We start from the raw sequence: 17510 nt of genomic DNA on the forward strand, positions 1-17510 counted from the left end.
GCAAACTATAGTTTAGGCTAAAAGAAAACCGCCCCGGCACTACAAAGAGCACCGGGGCGGAATCAAAACCTTAATCTTTTACTCGGATTACTGCTTTGCAGTTACATTGAAAGATACTGTAAAGTCATCCATGATCGCTTTGTCGCCAAGGCTACCGAAGAAAGACTCAGAACCATATTTCACGTCGTACTGCGCACGGTTTACAGTTACATCAGCTTTAGCAGTAGCTACACCGTCTTTAACAGTAATTGTAGCCGGGAACTGTACTGGCTTAGTGATGCCTTTTATAGTTAATAAACCATTTACTTTATAGTTTGGCTTACCGGCAGCAGCTTTTGCAATAGGAGCAAGCGCCTTAATTTCGAACGTAGCAGTCGGGTGCTTCTCTACACCAAAGAAATCATCAGACTTCAGGTGGCCTACCAGTTTGCCGTTATATTCCGGATCAGTAATATCAGTAACAGTGATAGAGTTCATGTCGATCACAAATTTACCGCCAGTTACTTTGTTTTTGTTGATTACCAGGTTACCGCTTTTTACACCGATAGTACCAAAGTGCTCGCCAGTAACTTTTTTACCATGCCATTTCACTTCGCTTTTTTCGATAACAGCGTTGTAAACACGGCCTTTAGCAGGAGCAGTTACTTCTGTAGTTGCTACAGCATTTTCAGTTTTAGTTGTATTACCAGCATAAGCCGTCATAATCAGGGCGCCGGCAAGAGAGGCAAGAATTGCTACTTTTTTCATTTTAATTTATGGTTATGTATTGGTTACTAATTAAATTAATCTCTGATTTTATCCAGTATCCGGTTAAGTTCCCGGGTGTCGTCTTCTGTCAGGTTATAAATGCCCCCGCTTTTATTGTCTTCATCCAGGGCATCCAGCTGTTTCAGCAAGGCAAGGCCATTTTCGGTTATCAGCACATCTACGGTGCGGCGGTCGTTAGGACATTGTTTGCGGGTCACCAGTTCCTTTGCTTCCAGCTTATCCACAATCCGCGATGCATTAGAGGTTTTATCCAGCATGCGCTCTATCAGCAGGCTAACGGTAGCCGGCTTGGGGTATTGCCCGCGCAAAATCCGGAGCACATTAAACTGGGGCGAAGTAATGCCAAATGGTTTTAACAGACTGCCGTGTTCCTGCTGCAGGAAGTTAGAAGTATAAAGCAAATTAATGTATGCCTTATGGTACTCGTTCTTAAATGCGGTCTGCTTTATTTCGTCTTCTATCCTCATAGTTGGTATGAATGATGATGCAAATATATGTACATACATTTAATGTACAAACACAATACACGTTTTTTTTCAGATTAGTTTCAATAAAAATAAATTTTCAGAAAAAGACAGCTGTAGTAGCCATAGAAACCGGGCATTTAAGCGCTGCCAGGCGGGCACGCCATAGTGAAACCCCAATAGCTCTCAGCCTTACCTTGGTTATTGCAGACCTGGCCGGCAGTAAACTATAGTTTCTGAGCTTTAGTCGACGAACTATAATTTATGAGCTGCCTGCGCTATAGTTATAGTTGTGCCTGGTCAGCAAATGATTCTATAGTTGATCCTAGGTTGATGTCAGCTTAAGATTTCAGGCTATAGTTGTTCTGCGTTGATGAGGAATTTTACAGGTAACCTTAAACTATAGTTGAGTTATAATTATTTGTCAGAACTATAGGCACAGTTTGGGCGTGTCGGCGGGGCCGTCGGGCTCTCGCGGCTCGCTCTATAGTTTGTGCCAAACTACAGGAGCTCAAACAACCGCTCCATCCCTCACGCTTTTTCAGCAGGCAATAAACAGTTGCCAGTTAAAAACCAGCAATCAACCATTAAACTTCCCAACCTTCAGCAACCAGCCCTACTTCAGATATAAAATCCCCTGCTCTTCGCGTACCAGCTTAAACGGCTCGTCTTCCATAATCAGGAAACCATCCAGGTCGGCAAAATCGAAGGCGGCGCTAAGTTGCATAGCGCACCATATGCCCAGACTTGTCTCCACCATACACCCGATCATCGCCATCAGGCCTTGTTTGCGCACTTCATGCAACAAGCGTACCGCATTTAAGTAGCCACCGGCTTTCATCAGTTTTATATTCACGCCATGAAATTCCTGCTTCAGCATCGTAAAATCCGCATTGTCGGTCACTGATTCGTCAGCAACCAACGGCAGCGGGCTAAGCGGTTTTAAATGGGCATAAGCAGCGGCTTCGGAAGCAGGCATAGGTTGCTCTATAAACAGTACACGCTGCTTATCTATAGTTTCCAGGAAGCGCAACAGGTCGTCGGGATTTTGCCAGCTTTCGTTACCGTCCAGCACTACCGGTTTATCCACCACATCCAGCACCTGCTGCAACAGGTCAGCGCCCTGCTCGCTGTTTACTTTTATCTTAAGGCAGGGGAATCGCTGCAGGTTATGCTTCAGGATAAACTCTTTTACCTGCCCCGGCTCCATTATCGGCAACGAGAAACAGGTGCCCTGCTGTTGCGGCATTGGCTGCCCCAGCAACTGGTGTACTGCAAGCTGTTTTAACTGGCAATAATAATGCAAGTAAGCAGCCTCAATAGCAAAGCGCAGCGAGTTTACAGGCGAATGTTCGGTCAGTAGTTGCAACAGGTCTTCCATCGACTTAACGCCGGCCAGGCCTGCCATGATCAGGACCTGGTATTGCTGTAGCAGCAGATCTGGTGTTTCGCCGTATCGGATATTAGGGGCCGCTTCGCCAAAACCACTATACCTACCGTCCGATACCTGTACCAGGAAATTCAGTTTCTCGTCGCTGGCATTGCGGGCTATGCGCCAGGTATATTTTAGTTTCAGGTGCAGAGCCTCAATGCGCCAGGTTAGCATATAGCAAAATAATAAGTTTGAGTTAGCTGAGGCTAAATATACTGATAAGGTACAACATAAGATACACCGCCTTAGGGGTTAATGACACTATAAAATTAAGTTTATACTATAACTGTCTTTGGCTTTGCGCTCGATCTGGTTATATTTGCTTAGTTTTAACTGGTGGGTTTATGAGCGTTTATTACGTTATTGGCTGCTTATTACTTACTTAACATCCGGCAACCTGCTTCTGGCAGATGCTATACTTCACTCATCTTATGAAGAAATTATCTTTTATTCCTGTAGCTGCGCTGTTAAGTATTACAATTGCAGCTATACTCACCGTGTTGCAGTACTATAACATTATTAACCTACCGGGAGAGGTGTTGATGGCTGTACGCTGGGCTTGTATCGGCGTTGTGGTAGCTTACGGTCTTCAGAAAAAATCGCTGACGACCTGGATCCTGATCAGTATGATCCTGGGCATTGAGATCGGCTACGATTTCCCGGAATTTGCAACGAACCTGAATGTTCTGAGCAAAGTATTCCTTAAGCTGATCAAAACAATTATTGCGCCCCTCATTTTTGCCACGCTGGTGGTTGGTATTGCCGGCCACTCTAACCTGAAACAGGTAGGCAGCATGGGCTGGAAAGCGCTAGTGTACTTTGAAGTTGTTACAACAATTGCCCTGTTTATCGGTCTGGCAGCTATCAACATCAGCAAAGCCGGCGAAGGCGTGGATATGAACCTGGCTGAAGTAAACGAAGAAATTACTGCCCCCGCAAAACAATCCGCGGCAGATATTATCCTTCACGTTTTCCCGGAGAACATTGCAAAATCGGTTGCCGAAGGGCAGGTGTTGCAGATCGTTGTGTTCAGTGTGCTGTTTGCCATAGGCCTGGCCATGGTAACCGAGAAAAAGCGTAAGCCAATGCTCGACTTCTGCGAGAGCTTATCCGAAACCATGTTCAAGTTCACGAACATCATCATGTATTTTGCACCGGTTGGGGTAGGTTCGGCTATTGCTTATACGGTTGGCCATATGGGGCTTGGCATCCTGGTAAACCTGTTCCACTTGCTGGCAACGTTGTATGTGGCGCTGCTTGCCTTTGTATTACTGGTATTATTACCGATAGCGCTGATTGCCCGCGTTCCTATAGTTCGTTTCCTGAAAGCGATTTCCGGCCCGGTGTCTATCGCGTTTGCTACCACAAGCTCTGAAGCCGCCCTGCCACGCGCCATGGAAGAAATGGAGAAATTGGGCGTGCCACGTAAGATCGTAGCCTTCGTAATGCCGACCGGCTACAGTTTTAACCTGGATGGAACAACGCTATACTTATCACTGGCTGCTGTGTTTGTGGCGCAGGCCGCTGGCATTCCGCTAAGCTGGGAGCAACAGTTAGTGATGGTATTTACCCTGATGCTGACGAGTAAAGGTGTTGCCGGCGTGCCAAGAGCATCGCTTGTGATCCTGTTAGGCACTGTGGCTTCGTTTGATCTTCCGGTTTGGCCTGTGTTTGCCATTTTGGGTATAGACGAGCTGATGGATATGGCCCGCACCTCGATTAACGTAACCGGTAACTGCCTTGCTACTGCCGTAGTTGCCCGCTGGGAAGGTGAGCTGGACATTCAGCCGGAAACCGGTATAATTGCAACTACCAACCCTGAGCTGGCCAGCGAACTGCCTGCTACGGAAGAATCACCAAAGGAACTGGTATAACTATAGTTCATAACGTTACAGAAGGCCCCGCCCACAACAGGCGGGGCTTTTTTGTGCAGCCGGTCAGCGCTAAAGCACTATCGTTAACAGATTTAAAAGCGCTATGTAGCCAGTATCTTGGGCAAAAAATGTAAATCAGCTATATTTAAACAACGGTAGCACCGTACACAGGTAAACTTTAACCAGCTAAAACTATAAATCATGAAAAACAAGATAGTAGCTATGCTGCTGCTCATGCTATGCACCATTTCGGCTGTGATAGCACAAAACCAGCAAAGCAGCAAGATTCTACCCTACCCCATCCACCAGAAAAAGCTCGACAATGGCCTGAATGTGGTAACAGTACCCTACAACAGCCCGGGCATTGCCGCTTTTTATATTGTAGTAAGAGCCGGCTCACGCGAGGAAGTGGAAAAAGGCAAAACAGGCTTTGCACACTTTTTTGAGCACATGATGTTCCGGGGCACCGACAAGTACAGCAAAGAGGCTTATGGTGATATCATGAAGGAAATGGGTGCCGCCGCTAACGCCAACACCAGCATCGACCGCACCTTGTACCACATGACCGGCAATGCCGATATGCTGGACAAAATGTTCGAGATTGAAACGGACCGTTTCCAGAACCTGAAATACAGCGTGCACGACTTTAAGACCGAAGCCGGCGCTGTGAAAGGTGAATACACCAAAAACTCGGCCAGCCCCTACCAGCAACTATACGAGAAACTGGTAAGTACCGCTTTTACAAAGCATACTTACGCGCACACCACCATGGGCTTTTTTGATGACGTGGTAGATATGCCGAACCAATACGATTACTCGCTCACCTTCTTCGACCGTTTTTACCGCCCGGAATACACCACGATACTGGTAGTAGGCGACGTTACTCCTGAAAAAGTAAACAACCTGGCGCAGCAGTACTTCGGCGACTGGAAGCGTGGTAACTATAAACCAACTATAGCCACAGAACCAAAGCAAACCCAAACCCGCTATGCGCATGTGCATCAGCAGGGTTTTCCGCCATACTTAACACTGGCTTTTAAAGGACCTTCTTTCTCTGATAAGGACAAAGACCTGCCTGCACTAAGCATCCTTTCCAACATTCTTTTCTCGCAGAACTCTGATCTGTACCGCAAACTGGTAGTGCAGGAGCAAAAGGCCCGCTTTATTGGTGGTGGCCCGCAGTATTCCCGCGACCCGAACCTGGTTTCTTACTCAGCATCGGTAGTGAACGCCAACGACCTGCAGTATGTAAAAGACGAAATAATGCGTGTGCTGAACGAGGCCAAAACCAAGCCGATAGATGCAAAAAAGATCGCAGATACCAAGTCGCGCATCAAGTATAGTTTTGCCATGAGCATGGACAGTCCCGATGCCATTGCCAACTCACTGTCGCAGTACATCTGGCTGACAGGCAATCCGGAAGCCCTTAATAACATGTATGCAGTGTTCGATACCGTTACGGCAAAAGACCTGATGGATGTAGCCAAAAAGTACTTTACACCAGCCACACTCACGGTGGGCACTATTTCCCCGTCAGAGAAATCGCCTGTAAAGTAATTTTATAGTTAACCAGACTTAGAGAAAGAAAAGATGAAAAGAATAGCTGCATATATACTGCCTATTGCCCTGTTGACTGCCTCCTGCACCAAACAGCCCCAGGCATCCCAGCAAACCACCGATAATGCTACAACGACCGAAACAGCTCCCGTAGCGTTCGATGCCAACTCGGCATTTGGCCCCGGCAAAGTAGTAGAGCTACAGAACCCACAGTCGAACAAGGTCATTATCAAGCTGATGTTCAAAAACGGTTCTATGGCTGACCCGAAAGGCAAGGAAGGATTGACCTATACTACTGCCCAGATGATTGCCAACTCCGGCACGCAGGACATGACCGTTACCCAGATCCGTGAAAAGATATACCCTTGGGCCGCTGGTTATGGCGCCAGCACCGATAAGGAAGTGACCACCTTTACCTTTGCCGTGCACCGCGATTTCCTGAACGATTTTTACCCGATCGTGCGTGGCCTGATGCTGCAGCCCGCTTTTGCCGAAGATGATTTTAAACGGGTGCTTTCAAACCAGCAAAACTATGTGGACCAGGTGATCCGCGCCTCGTCGGATGAAGAGTATAGCAAGAAGGCGCTGGAAGATTTGTTATTCCGGGGCACCAATTACCAGCATGTGGTAGAGGGAACCTCGGCCAGCGTAAAAAACATTACCCTGGAGGATGTGAAAAACCACTGGCGCAATATGTTTACCCGTAACAATGTGATGGTGGGCGTTGCTGGTAACTATAGCAACGAGTTCCTGAATAAACTGAAAGCCGATGTAGCTCAGTTATCCGAAGTTAAGCCAACTATACCGGTGGCAGGACAGCCAAACAAGCCAAATGGCGTGCAGGTAGAGATCATCCAGAAAAACGATGCCCTTGGCTCCGCTATCTTTACGGGTACCCCGATGCCGGTTACGCGCTCTGCCGATGACTTTGCAGCGCTGATGGTAGCCAACTCGTTTTTGGGCGAGCACCGCAAAAGCTACGGCACATTATACGACAAGATCCGTACCACCCGCTCCATGAACTATGGCGACTACTCTTACATTGAGTGGTATGATAACGGCGGAAGTTTCCAGTTGCCTAACCCGGGTGTGCCGCGTACCTCCAACTATTTTGCGCTTTGGATCAGACCGGTACAGATTGCCGAAGGTTTGAAGCAGCAGTATACCGAACTGAAAGACATTAACGTAGGTCATGCCCATTTTGCGCTGCGCCTGGCCATGCGTGAAGTAGATAACCTGATCAAGAATGGCATGACGCAGCAGGAGTTTGAACTGACTCGCAAGTTCCTGCGCTCGTACATGAAACTGTACGCCCAGACCGAAGAGAAGCAGCTAGGCTTTTTAATGGACTCGCGCTTTTATGGCCGCGAAGATTACCTGCAGGAAATGGACCAGCTACTGGCAAACCTGACCGTGGACCAGGTAAATAATGCTGTTAAAAAGTACTGGGACGTACAGAACATGTTCGTAACTATAGTTACCGACGACAGTGAAGCTGAACCACTGAAGCAGGCACTGCTTAACAATACGCCATCACCTATGAGCTATTCTAATTTAGTTAAAGAAGGCTTGCCGAAAGAAGTACTGGCTGAAGACGATATCATCGCCAACTATAAACTGAATGTAAAAGACGTGAAGATTGTAGACAGCAAGGACACGTTTAAGTAACAGTCTTACTCACAACAAGGAAACCGCGGGCCAATACCTGCGGTTTTTTTATTTATGTCTACCAGTTCTGTAACCGGATTCACTAAAAAACATAGTGTTTACGGTATACTACAGTTGTATAAATCATATTTTTTAATAAAATTACACAAACGTAATATGTAAACATTATAGCACTTGCTATCAGCCTCATCTCCTATGAAAAAAGTTTTTAAAGTTATCGGCTACGTGCTGGTGGGCATTTTAGCTGTTGCCGCAGCCGGCGTTATTTACATGCAATACGCCTTCCCGAACGTAGATGCGGCGCCGGCCATTACTATTAATAAAACCCCAGCGCTGATAGAACGGGGGGAATATCTTGCCAATCACGTTGCTGTGTGCATCGACTGCCACTCTAACCGCGACTTTTCGCGCTTTTCCGGGCCAATAATACCGGGCACAGAAGGCAGAGGTGGTGACCGCTTTGACCACTCCATGGGGTTCCCGGGCGTGTTTTATGCCCGTAACATTACTCCTGATAAAGAAACAGGAATAGGAGCCTGGACAGACGGGGAAGTGTACCGCGCCATTACAGCAGGTGTTAACAAAGATGGTGCTCCACTCTTCCCGGTAATGCCTTACAAGTCTTTCAGCCAGATGGCGGAGCAGGATGTTTACGCCATTATTGCTTACCTGCGCACCCTCCACCCGATCAAAAACGAAATCCCTGCATCTGATGCGGATTTCCCTATGAACCTGATCCTGCGCACCATGCCATCTACCCCAAAAAACACGATGAACCCTGTGCTTGATGACCAACTATCAAAAGGGAAATACCTGGTGACTATTGCCTCCTGCAATGATTGCCACACGCCTGCCGAAAAAGGTACTCCAATAGAAGGCAAACAACTTGCTGGCGGCTTCGAGTTTAAGCTACCGAACGGCACACTGCGCTCTGCTAATATTACACCCGATAAAGAAACCGGCATTGGGTCCTGGACCGAAAATGCTTTTGTAAGCCGCTTTAAGCAGCACCTGGAGCCTGAAATGGCAAACCAGAAAATTGGCCCGAACGACTTTAACACGATTATGCCCTGGAGAATGTATGCCGGCATGACAGAAGAAGACCTGCGCGCCATTTACCAGTACCTGCGCACAGTAGAACCTAAAAAGAATAAAGTAGAGCGCTTTACACCAGCCCCTGTCCAGGCAAAACTTTAACAGCTAACCTTCATTCTTACTCATAGATGCGCCTTTTGCTACAGCAGAAGGCGCTTTTTTTGTATCTTTAAACTGGCAACTACCTACATACCAGGCAAGTATAAAACCATATAAACCAATCTATGAAACTACCTGCAACTATAGTTGGCATACTGCTTTTGTGCCTTTCATTTACTGTAGAGGCACAAACAGATGATGTTGGAAGCTTTATAAAGCGATTTGATTACTTCCTGAAAACCAACACGGCCAAACTGAGCTGGTCTGCCAAAGATTCTGCCAACACCATGCCTGTACCCATGCCTAATGCCCTGGACGCCAGCAGAACCCGCATACCCGACCCTACAACCGGCCTGTGGCATTACCCCAACCTGCAGAAAGTGTACGACCCCGAAACCGGCTTTTACATTGACTATGAAGGCCACAGATACTATAGCTATAAAACCGATATAGTTGCCGGAAAGATCTATAAAGGAAAAGAGTCTGTGCAGATAAAGCGTACCGAGAAAGTACAGAACGAACTATAGCCCTGCCCTTATCTGCTCATATTTCTCGCGGGTGAGCTGCCAAAGGTTAACTTCCTGCTCAAAGTTTATAGTTCCGGGTATAGTGGTGTGCTGCTTTACAAATTCGAAGCCTGCTTTAGCCAGCGTTTTGTTGGGAGCAGGATTCAGCGCATAAGGTTCGCAGTAAAGCGTTTTGAGTTGCAGCTTATCGAAATAATATGGAAGAGATTGCTTCACCAGTTCTGTACCTGCTCCTTTCTGCCTGAGCGCTGGCTGCCACAAATGCAGGTGCATGTAAGCCGACTCTCCAAACTCGATCTTATTCACGTTGCTGTGCCCTACCGGTTTATCATCCTCCAGCCATATCAGTGCATAGCTCATTCGTTGGTTTACTGGTAAACTTAACTGGTACGTAAGCATAGCTGTCAGCTCTTCGCGGGAAGGCACTTTGGCCAGATCTACGCCCATGCCAACTAAGAAATCAGGTTCTGAGGTTAGCCAGTAGTCGGCAATCAGGGGAATGTCTTCCGTTTGTAGTTCGCGTACACTCAGGTGCTGCATCGTGCTATAGTTGTTTGCTATAGTTAAGGTAACTATAATTCCGGTTTAATCCAGCTCCCGGATTACTCTGCAGGGGTTTCCAGCTGCAAATACTCCGGCCGGAATGTCTTTGGTTACAACACTTCCCGCCCCGATCACACACCTGTTACCAATTGTTACGCCGGGGCAAATAACCACGCTGCCGCCAATCCAGACATCTTCGCCTATAGTTACAGGTTTGGCATATTCCACTCCGCTGGCGCGCTCCTTATAGTTTAGCGGATGCGTGGCGGTATAGATCTGCACATTCGGGCCGAAAAGTGTGCGGTTGCCAATTGTTACCGGCATTACATCCAGCACCACGCAGTTAAAGTTGAAGAACACCTTCTCGCCAACTATAATGTTATAGCCATAGTCGCAGTAAAAGGGTGGTTGCAGCCACAGGCCTTCGCCAGCATTAGTTATAAGTTCTTTTAAGATGCGACTTCTTTCGATGGGATAATCTTCGCGGGAGTCGTTGAGTTGTTTCAGCAGCAGCCTTGCCTGTAGCCGTTCTTCCGATAATTGCGGATCGAGTGGGTCGTACAGCTCCCCTGCCAGCATTTTCTCTTTTTCGGTTTGCATGGAAGGTTGTACGTTAAGGGGCTATAGTTGGCCTTAATATACAAAAGCACTTTAGCCTTCGCCCTTGCTGTGTGTTCTCACCAGCAAGTTAAATAGCAGCTGAAGTGGAAATTGTTGGTGAAAACACCAACAATGGCGGAATAGAACTATAATTTTAAGCTATGTACCACTAACCATACCGCTTGTTTGAGCGCAGCGGTAACTGGTGGTGGAGCATGGCAGCCAGTTTGTAACTGGCGAAACTATAGTTTGGGTTACGCGCCAGTTACAAACTGGCACCACAGCAAGCCACAAGTTGCGCTGGCGCTAAACTTGCGGCATGATGAATTTATAATATTCCATTATTATATTAGGTTATAGTTGTATAATAATTAAGAAATTAATATATTTAATTGACATCAACCAAAACTACAGAAAATGGACTTTATAGACTCAATCAAAGCACTATCTGAAAAGGTAACAAGGCTGCAAAACAGTATCCATACTGAAGAAGCAACGAAGAATGCATTTATTATGCCTTTTATAGCGGCTTTAGGCTATGATGTTTTCAATCCACATGAGGTAGTTCCGGAATTCATTGCTGACTTGGGCATAAAGAAAGGAGAAAAGGTTGATTACTGTATTTTCAAAGATGATAAAGCCATCATTATTATTGAATGTAAGCACTGGAAAGAAGATCTGAATGTACATAACAGTCAGTTGCACCGATATTTCCATGTTACCACCTCTAAGTTTGGCATACTTACTAATGGTATAATTTATAAGTTCTATACTGACTTGATAGAACCGAATAAGATGGATGACAAGCCCTTCTGGGAGTTTAATATCACTGAGATTACTGATGTTGCCGTAGCAGAATTAAAAAAATATCATAAAAGCACATTTGATATTGACAAGATCTTGAATGCTGCCACCGAGCTAAAATATAATCGGGAAATCAAAAAGATTATGTTGGAAGAAATGAATAATCCAACAGATGCTTTTGTCAGACACTTTGCCAAGCAGATACATTCAGGTGTATTGACAGCCAAAGTAATGGAGCAGTTTACAGGTATAGTTAAAAAAGCTCTAAATCAGTATGTGAGCGACTTAATTTCTGACAGATTGAAATCAGCACTTCAGAATGAAGCTAAGCGAGACTTTGCGGATACAGTATCCCTAACGCCTGAAAAGGATGCTGTTCTACCTGAAGAATCTGCTGAAAGTAAGGTAGTGACTACAGAGCTTGAGAAAGAAGCATTTTATATTGTTCGCTCTATTCTGAGAACTCAGTTCGATATAAACAGAATCGTTTACCGGGATGCACAGAGTTACTTCAGTGTATTAGTAGATGATAATAACAGAAAACCTGTTTGCAGATTATTCCTGGAAGGTATTAAGAAAAGTATTGTCGTGTTCGATGAAAACAGAAAGGAAACCAGGCACGAATTAACTTCCTTAGATGATATCTATTTATATACAGAGCAGTTAATTGCAACGGCAACAGGGTATGATTCTAAAAAGGCAACAACGTAGATTTAATTAACGATAAATAATTAGGCCCACATTCCTCTATGATAAGTAGAATGTGGGCCTTACTTTTTCTAAGGAAGTACTACTCTACCCCCTCAAATAACCCACCATCAATTCAGCGGCGCGTTCGGCGGTGCGGTACTCTCCTATTTTCTCACGCACAAGGGCGTAGCCTTCCTTTTGTTTTTTGATGAAGACCCTGTCGAAGAGGATGCTTTTTAGCTCGGCTGTTACCTGTTTTCCGGTAAAATCGTCCTGAATCAGTTCGGTGACTACCTGTTTGCCGGCAATCAGGTTTACCAGCGAAATGTAAGGTACTTTTATGACCAGCTTCCCAATGGTGTAAGATATTTTACTGGTTTTGTAGCATACCACCTGCGGCACATTAAACAGGGCTGTTTCGAGAGTGGCTGTGCCCGACGTAACCAAAGCTGCTACCGAGTGCGAGAGTAGGTCGTAGGTCTGGTCGTATACTATTTTAATATTCTTGTCTTTGTTGTACTGCTCGTAATACTCCTTGCCAAACGTAGACACGCCGGCCACTACAAACTGGTAATCGCGAAACGACGGGAGCACGCTCAGCATCACATCCAGCATGTTCTCAATTTCCTGGGCGCGGCTGCCGGGCAATATGGCAACTATAGGTTTGTTGTTGAGCAGCCTGTTCTTAAGCCTGAAATCCGGATTGGCCACGTGGTCGGTTACCGAATCCGAAACCGGGTTGCCGATGTAGTCTACCTCGTAATCAAAGCGCTTGTAGAACTCCTTCTCAAACGGCATGATCACGAACATGCGGTCCACTACTTTTTTAATATTGTGGGCACGTCCCTGGTTCCAGGCCCAGACCTTCGGGGAGATGTAATAGAAAACCTTAAGCCCTTTACTTTTGGCAAATTTGGCGATGCGCAGGTTAAAACCGGCATAATCTACCAGTATCACCACATCGGGTTTATAGTTGGCGATGTCGGCTTTGGCTTCTTTCATGTAGCCAAAAATCTTGCGCAGGTTTTTCGCCACTTCGGCAAAGCCCATAAAAGCCATGTCCTGGTAATGGCGCACCAGCTCCATGCCGGCTTCCTGCATCATATCGCCGCCCCAGCCACGTATTTCAGCCCCCGGGTCTTTCTTCCGGAGTTCTTTAATAAGATTGGAACCATGCAAATCACCTGATCGCTCGCCAGCTATAATGTAGTATTTCATGTAATGCAGAAACGTAATGGGCTACCTGAACAGGTATAAGCGCACTAAAATTAAAAGGAAATTATTCTCCGAAGTACTCCACGTAGTTGCGCGGGGTTTCGTAAAGTTTAAGGCTGTGCAGTTTTGCGTTGGATATCTGCTCTATCTGTGGCGCCAGGATGTTCCAGAACTCAACGATCAGGTTCTCGGTGCTGGCCAGTTTGCCTTCCATAAAAGGCACGTCCAGGTTCAGGTTTTTGTGGTCAACCTTGTCTATGATGTGCGTACGAATTAAAGTGCTTAGCTTTTTAAGGTCGATCACGAAACCGGTATCGGGTTCCGGCTTGCCTTTTACGGTAACTATGAGCTCATAATTATGCCCATGCCAGTTGGTATTTGCACACGGCCCGAATACCTCCTTGTTCTTCTCCATCGACCAATTCGGGTTGTGCAGCTTGTGGGCTGCATTAAAATGCTCTAATCTGCTAACGTAAATCATTTAACTGCTAAACTTGTAATTTTTTCTGGACAGCAAATATACAAAGAAAGGAACACCAAAGAACGATGTGATGATTCCAATTGGCAGTCCGGTGGGCGGATATATTATTCTGGAGAGTAAATCGCAGAGCAGCATGAACAAACCGCCCACAAAAGCGCAGAAAAGCAGGTTGCTCCTGCCAGTAGTGCCCAGCAGCCCGCGCGTTACATGTGGAACAATAAGCCCCACAAACCCGATAGGCCCGGAAGTAGCCACGGCAAAGCCCGTAACTATAGAAACGGTAACAAGTATAGCCCAGCGCGTATGCGACACCTGCACGCCCAGCGCCTGCGCCCTTTCGGAGCCCAGCATGAGTATATTCAGCTGTTTTTGCAGGAAGGCGAAAAGAAACAGCGCAACTATAAGCGCCACAGCCGGGTATGGCAGCAAGGTCCAGCTGGCCCGCTCAAAACTCCCCATACTCCAGAAAATAACCGACTTCAGTTTGCCTTCCGAATCAGAGAGAAAAGTAAGCAAACCCACCATAGCCGTACAAAGCGAGCTGATAGCAATACCAGCCAGCAGCAACTGCGCAGGAATCAACTGGCGTTTGCGGTAACCGAGTACCACCACCACCAGCGTAACTATAAAAGCACCCGCCATGGCCAGCACCGGCGGCATGTAAAAACTACCAACCGTTATCTCCACAAACCCAAAGAAAACCAGCACCGCACCTAACGAAGCCCCCGAAGCCGTTCCCAACAAATAAGGATCTGCCAGCCCGTTGTTCACCATGGCCTGCATCAGATAACCGCAAAAAGCCAGCGAAGCACCCACCACCAAAGCCAGCAGCAAGCGCGGCAAACGCAGATGAACTATAGCGTAATGGGTAGTATTGTCGGGGTTATAGTTCAGGAAGGCTTCGGCTATAGTTGAAAGATCCGACTCAAAAGAACCCACCTGCAGGCCCAAAACTATAACTATAGCAATGAGCAGCAGCGCAAGTATAAAGTACAGGCTGCGCATCATGGGTACAGAAATCCTTCCAGTTCTCTGATCGATTCCACAATTCTTGGTCCCGGCCGCTCTATCAGGTTGCCGGTTGGCGCGTAAATTCTGTTGGTCTGGTAGGCTTTTATTTTGCGCAGTTCCGGGTACTGGCTGAAAAAGGTTTGCTCCAGTTTCTCTTTCGTGCCGCCCATCAACACATCGGGGTTCAGCTTTAAAATATACTCGCGGGTAAGCGCCGGGTAAGGCTGGTCGAATGTTTCCTTTACCGCGTTCTCAGCTCCTAAAATGCGGAGCTTGTCTGTCAGCAGCGTGTTTTTCCCATACACATAGATCGGGTCCGTCCAGGTTATCGTCAGCACCTGAAGCTTATTCTGATGGTTTTTATAGTTGGCTTCGAGTTGCTTTACTTCTTTTCTCAGGGAATCTGCCAAGTGATTAGCTACCTGCTCACGTCCCATGATACGGCCAATGTCTTCTATACCCTTCAGTACATCTTCTACGGTTCTGTACTTCTGGTAATATACCGGAATGCCCAGTTCTTCCAGTCGGGCAGCATCATCCAATGGTGTCATCCCTTCGCTGGTAAAGATCAGGTCGGGTTTCAGGGCGAGCACCTGTTCCAGATCTACGGGGTAATTGCTGACGACAGGTTTGGTGTAAACGGCGGCAGGGTAATCGCAATCTGGTGTTCTGGCTATGATGTTGGCGGTATCAACTATAGCAAACAGCATTTCGGTCATCGCCGATGTGAAGCCGAAAACACGCTCTGGTTGTTTAGCCAGGTGTAGTTCGCGGCCCAGGTCATCGGTTATTGTTATGCCCTGCTCCTGCCCTGCCTGCTCCTGTTTTTGCTGACAACCAACTATAGTTAGCCCTGCAACTATAAAACACAGCAAGTGTAAAGTATAAACTATAGTTTTGTTCTTCATCGGGGCAGGACCTGCTCTTGATATTTTCGTAAATTTACGCAAAATCTAACATAGCCCTAATTCTATGATCGTAGTAACCGGTGCTGCCGGGTTTATTGCCAGTTGCCTGGTAAGCCGATTGAATGCAGCGAACTTTAATGATATCGTGGTGGTGGATAATTTCTCTGTCGCTAAAAAAGAAGATAACCTGAAAGGTAAAAAGATAAAGGAGTTTGTTGACCGCGATCACTTTATAGCGTGGTTGGACAAGCACTACGAAGACGTAGAATTCATCTTCCACCTAGGCGCCCGCACCGATACCACCGAGTTTAACAAAGACGTATTCGACCTGCTGAACCTGAACTACTCCAAAGCCATCTGGAATGCCTGCTGCGAGTATCAGATTCCGTTGGTTTATGCTTCTTCGGCAGCTACTTATGGCTCCGGCACGCTGGGTTATGACGATGACGAAGCAACTATTCCGTTACTGAAACCGCTAAACCCCTACGGCGATTCTAAGAACGATTTCGATATCTGGGCTTTGCAGCAAACGGCAAAACCTTTCTTCTGGGCTGGCCTGAAATTCTTTAACGTGTATGGTCCGAACGAGTATCACAAAGGCAAAATGGCATCGGTTATTTTCCATGCCTACAACCAAATAAAGGCCCATGGCAGCATGAAACTGTTCCGCTCGCACCACCCCGATTTTAAGGACGGCGAGCAGATGCGCGACTTTGTGTATGTAAAAGATGTGGTGGAAGTTTGCATGTTCCTGATGCATCACCGCAAAAACTCCGGCATCTATAACTTAGGCTCCGGTCAGGCCCGCACGTTTATGGCACTGGCGCTAAATACTTTCGAAGCGATGGGCGTAACCCCAAACATCGACTTCATGGACACCCCCGAAAACCTGCGCGACAACTACCAGTATTTCACCGAAGCCAACATGAACAAACTCCGTTCCATCGGCTACGATAAACCATTCTATAGTTTGGAAGAAGGCGTGAAGGATTATGTGCAGGGTTATTTGATGCAGGGGAAGTATTATTAGTAATTGTCTGAATCGGGATTAATGGAGGTTTTTGGGATTGGCAGGATTATGGTTCAACATAAAACTATAGCCCCAACTATTGTACAGCCAGAAAAGCCCCCTCCTTAGACAAGTAGGGGCCGGGGTGGTTGGACCACCAAAACTATAGAACTATGTCTCAAACGCTTGCAGTAGCTGCGCACACTGCTAGGTTAAAATCCCGTTAATCTTTTCATCCTGAAAATCCTGATTCAGACAATTAATTTAAATAACTAACTTGATAGCTGCATTTAAATTCATAACCATGAAATACCTTTTCACACTAGCCATATTTTGCTGCATCGGTTTTACAGCTAATGCCCAGTCGCAGAACCCTAACTATAACAAAGCACTTGCTGACTCACTTGGCGCTGACGATTATGGCATGAAACAGTATGTGCTGGCTATACTTAAAACCGGCTCCAACACCACCACCGACAAAGAGAAACTTAACGGCTACTTCCGGGGCCACATGGAAAATATTGGCAGACTGGCAAAAGAAGGAAAATTAGTAGTAGCTGGTCCACTTGGCAAAAATGACAGGAACTACCGCGGCATTTTTATTCTGAACGTAAAAACTGTGGAAGAAGCGGAAAAATTAGTGGAAACTGACCCGGCTGTTAAAGCTAGGATATTTGACATCGAACTATATCCGTGGTACGGTTCAGCTGCCTTACCGATGTACCTGGATACGCATAAGGTTATAGAAAAGCAGAATCCCTGACC

General features: G+C 46.5%; 17 protein-coding genes. 8 read left to right on the forward strand and 9 right to left on the reverse strand.

Annotated elements, in window-relative coordinates:
• Positions 1 to 87: 87 nt before the first annotated feature.
• From GSQ66_RS10615 to GSQ66_RS10625, 3 genes are all read right to left on the reverse strand, one after another.
• Positions 88 to 747 (reverse strand): YceI family protein, encoded by a 660-nt coding sequence (locus tag GSQ66_RS10615; RefSeq protein WP_162427449.1) that lies wholly within the window; start codon positions 745 to 747, stop codon positions 88 to 90.
• A gap of 35 nt (positions 748 to 782) precedes the next feature.
• Positions 783 to 1235: a MarR family winged helix-turn-helix transcriptional regulator gene (locus GSQ66_RS10620; RefSeq protein ID WP_162427450.1), complete on the reverse strand. Its 453-nt coding sequence runs from the start codon at positions 1233 to 1235 to the stop codon at positions 783 to 785.
• A gap of 613 nt (positions 1236 to 1848) precedes the next feature.
• Entirely contained in the window at positions 1849 to 2838 is a 990-nt protein-coding gene (locus tag GSQ66_RS10625; protein WP_162427451.1) for a dipeptide epimerase, read from the reverse strand.
• A 257-nt stretch (positions 2839 to 3095) separates the two neighbouring features.
• Here GSQ66_RS10625 and GSQ66_RS10630 point away from each other — a divergent pair, with 257 nt between their 5' ends.
• From GSQ66_RS10630 to GSQ66_RS10650, 5 genes are all read left to right on the forward strand, one after another.
• Positions 3096 to 4538: a dicarboxylate/amino acid:cation symporter gene (locus tag GSQ66_RS10630; protein ID WP_162427452.1), complete on the forward strand. Its 1443-nt coding sequence runs from the start codon at positions 3096 to 3098 to the stop codon at positions 4536 to 4538.
• Between the two features lie 201 nt (positions 4539 to 4739).
• Entirely contained in the window at positions 4740 to 6095 is a 1356-nt protein-coding gene (locus tag GSQ66_RS10635) for a M16 family metallopeptidase (protein ID WP_162427453.1), read from the forward strand.
• Between the two features lie 33 nt (positions 6096 to 6128).
• Positions 6129 to 7763 carry a M16 family metallopeptidase gene (locus tag GSQ66_RS10640; RefSeq protein WP_162427454.1) on the forward strand — a complete coding sequence of 545 codons (1635 nt, stop codon included), beginning with the start codon at positions 6129 to 6131 and terminating at the stop codon, positions 7761 to 7763.
• 195 nt (positions 7764 to 7958) lie between these two features.
• Entirely contained in the window at positions 7959 to 8960 is a 1002-nt protein-coding gene (locus tag GSQ66_RS10645) for a c-type cytochrome (protein ID WP_162427455.1), read from the forward strand.
• Between the two features lie 122 nt (positions 8961 to 9082).
• A complete protein-coding gene (locus tag GSQ66_RS10650; RefSeq protein WP_162427456.1) occupies positions 9083 to 9484 on the forward strand; it encodes a hypothetical protein in 402 nt (133 codons plus the stop codon).
• On the opposite strand, the gene GSQ66_RS10655 is transcribed toward GSQ66_RS10650, so the two are convergent.
• Both GSQ66_RS10655 and GSQ66_RS10660 read right to left on the reverse strand, forming a co-directional pair.
• On the reverse strand, positions 9479 to 10024 hold the full coding sequence (locus GSQ66_RS10655; protein ID WP_162427457.1) for a GNAT family N-acetyltransferase: 546 nt from the start codon (positions 10022 to 10024) through the stop codon (positions 9479 to 9481). The two genes, GSQ66_RS10650 and GSQ66_RS10655, sit on opposite strands and share 6 nt — an antisense overlap.
• A gap of 45 nt (positions 10025 to 10069) precedes the next feature.
• Complete coding sequence (locus GSQ66_RS10660) at positions 10070 to 10627, reverse strand: sugar O-acetyltransferase (protein WP_162427458.1); 558 nt, start codon at positions 10625 to 10627, stop codon at positions 10070 to 10072.
• 417 nt (positions 10628 to 11044) lie between these two features.
• On the opposite strand from GSQ66_RS10660, the gene GSQ66_RS10665 reads away from it, so the two are divergent.
• Positions 11045 to 12142, forward strand: a complete 1098-nt coding sequence (locus GSQ66_RS10665) for a type I restriction endonuclease (protein WP_162427459.1) — start codon at positions 11045 to 11047, stop codon at positions 12140 to 12142.
• A gap of 84 nt (positions 12143 to 12226) precedes the next feature.
• On the opposite strand, the gene lpxB is transcribed toward GSQ66_RS10665, so the two are convergent.
• From lpxB to GSQ66_RS10685, 4 genes are all read right to left on the reverse strand, one after another.
• A complete protein-coding gene (gene lpxB, locus GSQ66_RS10670; RefSeq protein WP_162427460.1) occupies positions 12227 to 13339 on the reverse strand; it encodes a lipid-A-disaccharide synthase in 1113 nt (370 codons plus the stop codon).
• 61 nt (positions 13340 to 13400) lie between these two features.
• The gene (locus tag GSQ66_RS10675; RefSeq protein ID WP_162427461.1) at positions 13401 to 13817 is read right to left on the reverse strand and encodes a 6-pyruvoyl trahydropterin synthase family protein; all 417 of its coding nucleotides are present in this window, start codon (positions 13815 to 13817) and stop codon (positions 13401 to 13403) included.
• A complete protein-coding gene (locus GSQ66_RS10680; RefSeq protein WP_162427462.1) occupies positions 13818 to 14825 on the reverse strand; it encodes a FecCD family ABC transporter permease in 1008 nt (335 codons plus the stop codon).
• Entirely contained in the window at positions 14822 to 15778 is a 957-nt protein-coding gene (locus GSQ66_RS10685) for an ABC transporter substrate-binding protein (RefSeq protein ID WP_238395645.1), read from the reverse strand. Before GSQ66_RS10685 ends, GSQ66_RS10680 begins: the two co-directional genes overlap by 4 nt.
• A 22-nt stretch (positions 15779 to 15800) precedes the next feature.
• On the opposite strand from GSQ66_RS10685, the gene rfaD reads away from it, so the two are divergent.
• Together rfaD and GSQ66_RS10695 are read left to right on the forward strand one after the other, a co-directional pair.
• Positions 15801 to 16766 carry an ADP-glyceromanno-heptose 6-epimerase gene (rfaD, locus tag GSQ66_RS10690; RefSeq protein ID WP_162427463.1) on the forward strand — a complete coding sequence of 322 codons (966 nt, stop codon included), beginning with the start codon at positions 15801 to 15803 and terminating at the stop codon, positions 16764 to 16766.
• Positions 16767 to 17049: 283 nt separating this feature from the next.
• Entirely contained in the window at positions 17050 to 17508 is a 459-nt protein-coding gene (locus tag GSQ66_RS10695; RefSeq protein ID WP_162427464.1) for a YciI family protein, read from the forward strand.
• The last annotated feature ends 2 nt before the right edge of the window (positions 17509 to 17510 follow it).

Source organism: Pontibacter pudoricolor (assembly GCF_010092985.1).
GTDB lineage: Bacteria > Bacteroidota > Bacteroidia > Cytophagales > Hymenobacteraceae > Pontibacter > Pontibacter pudoricolor.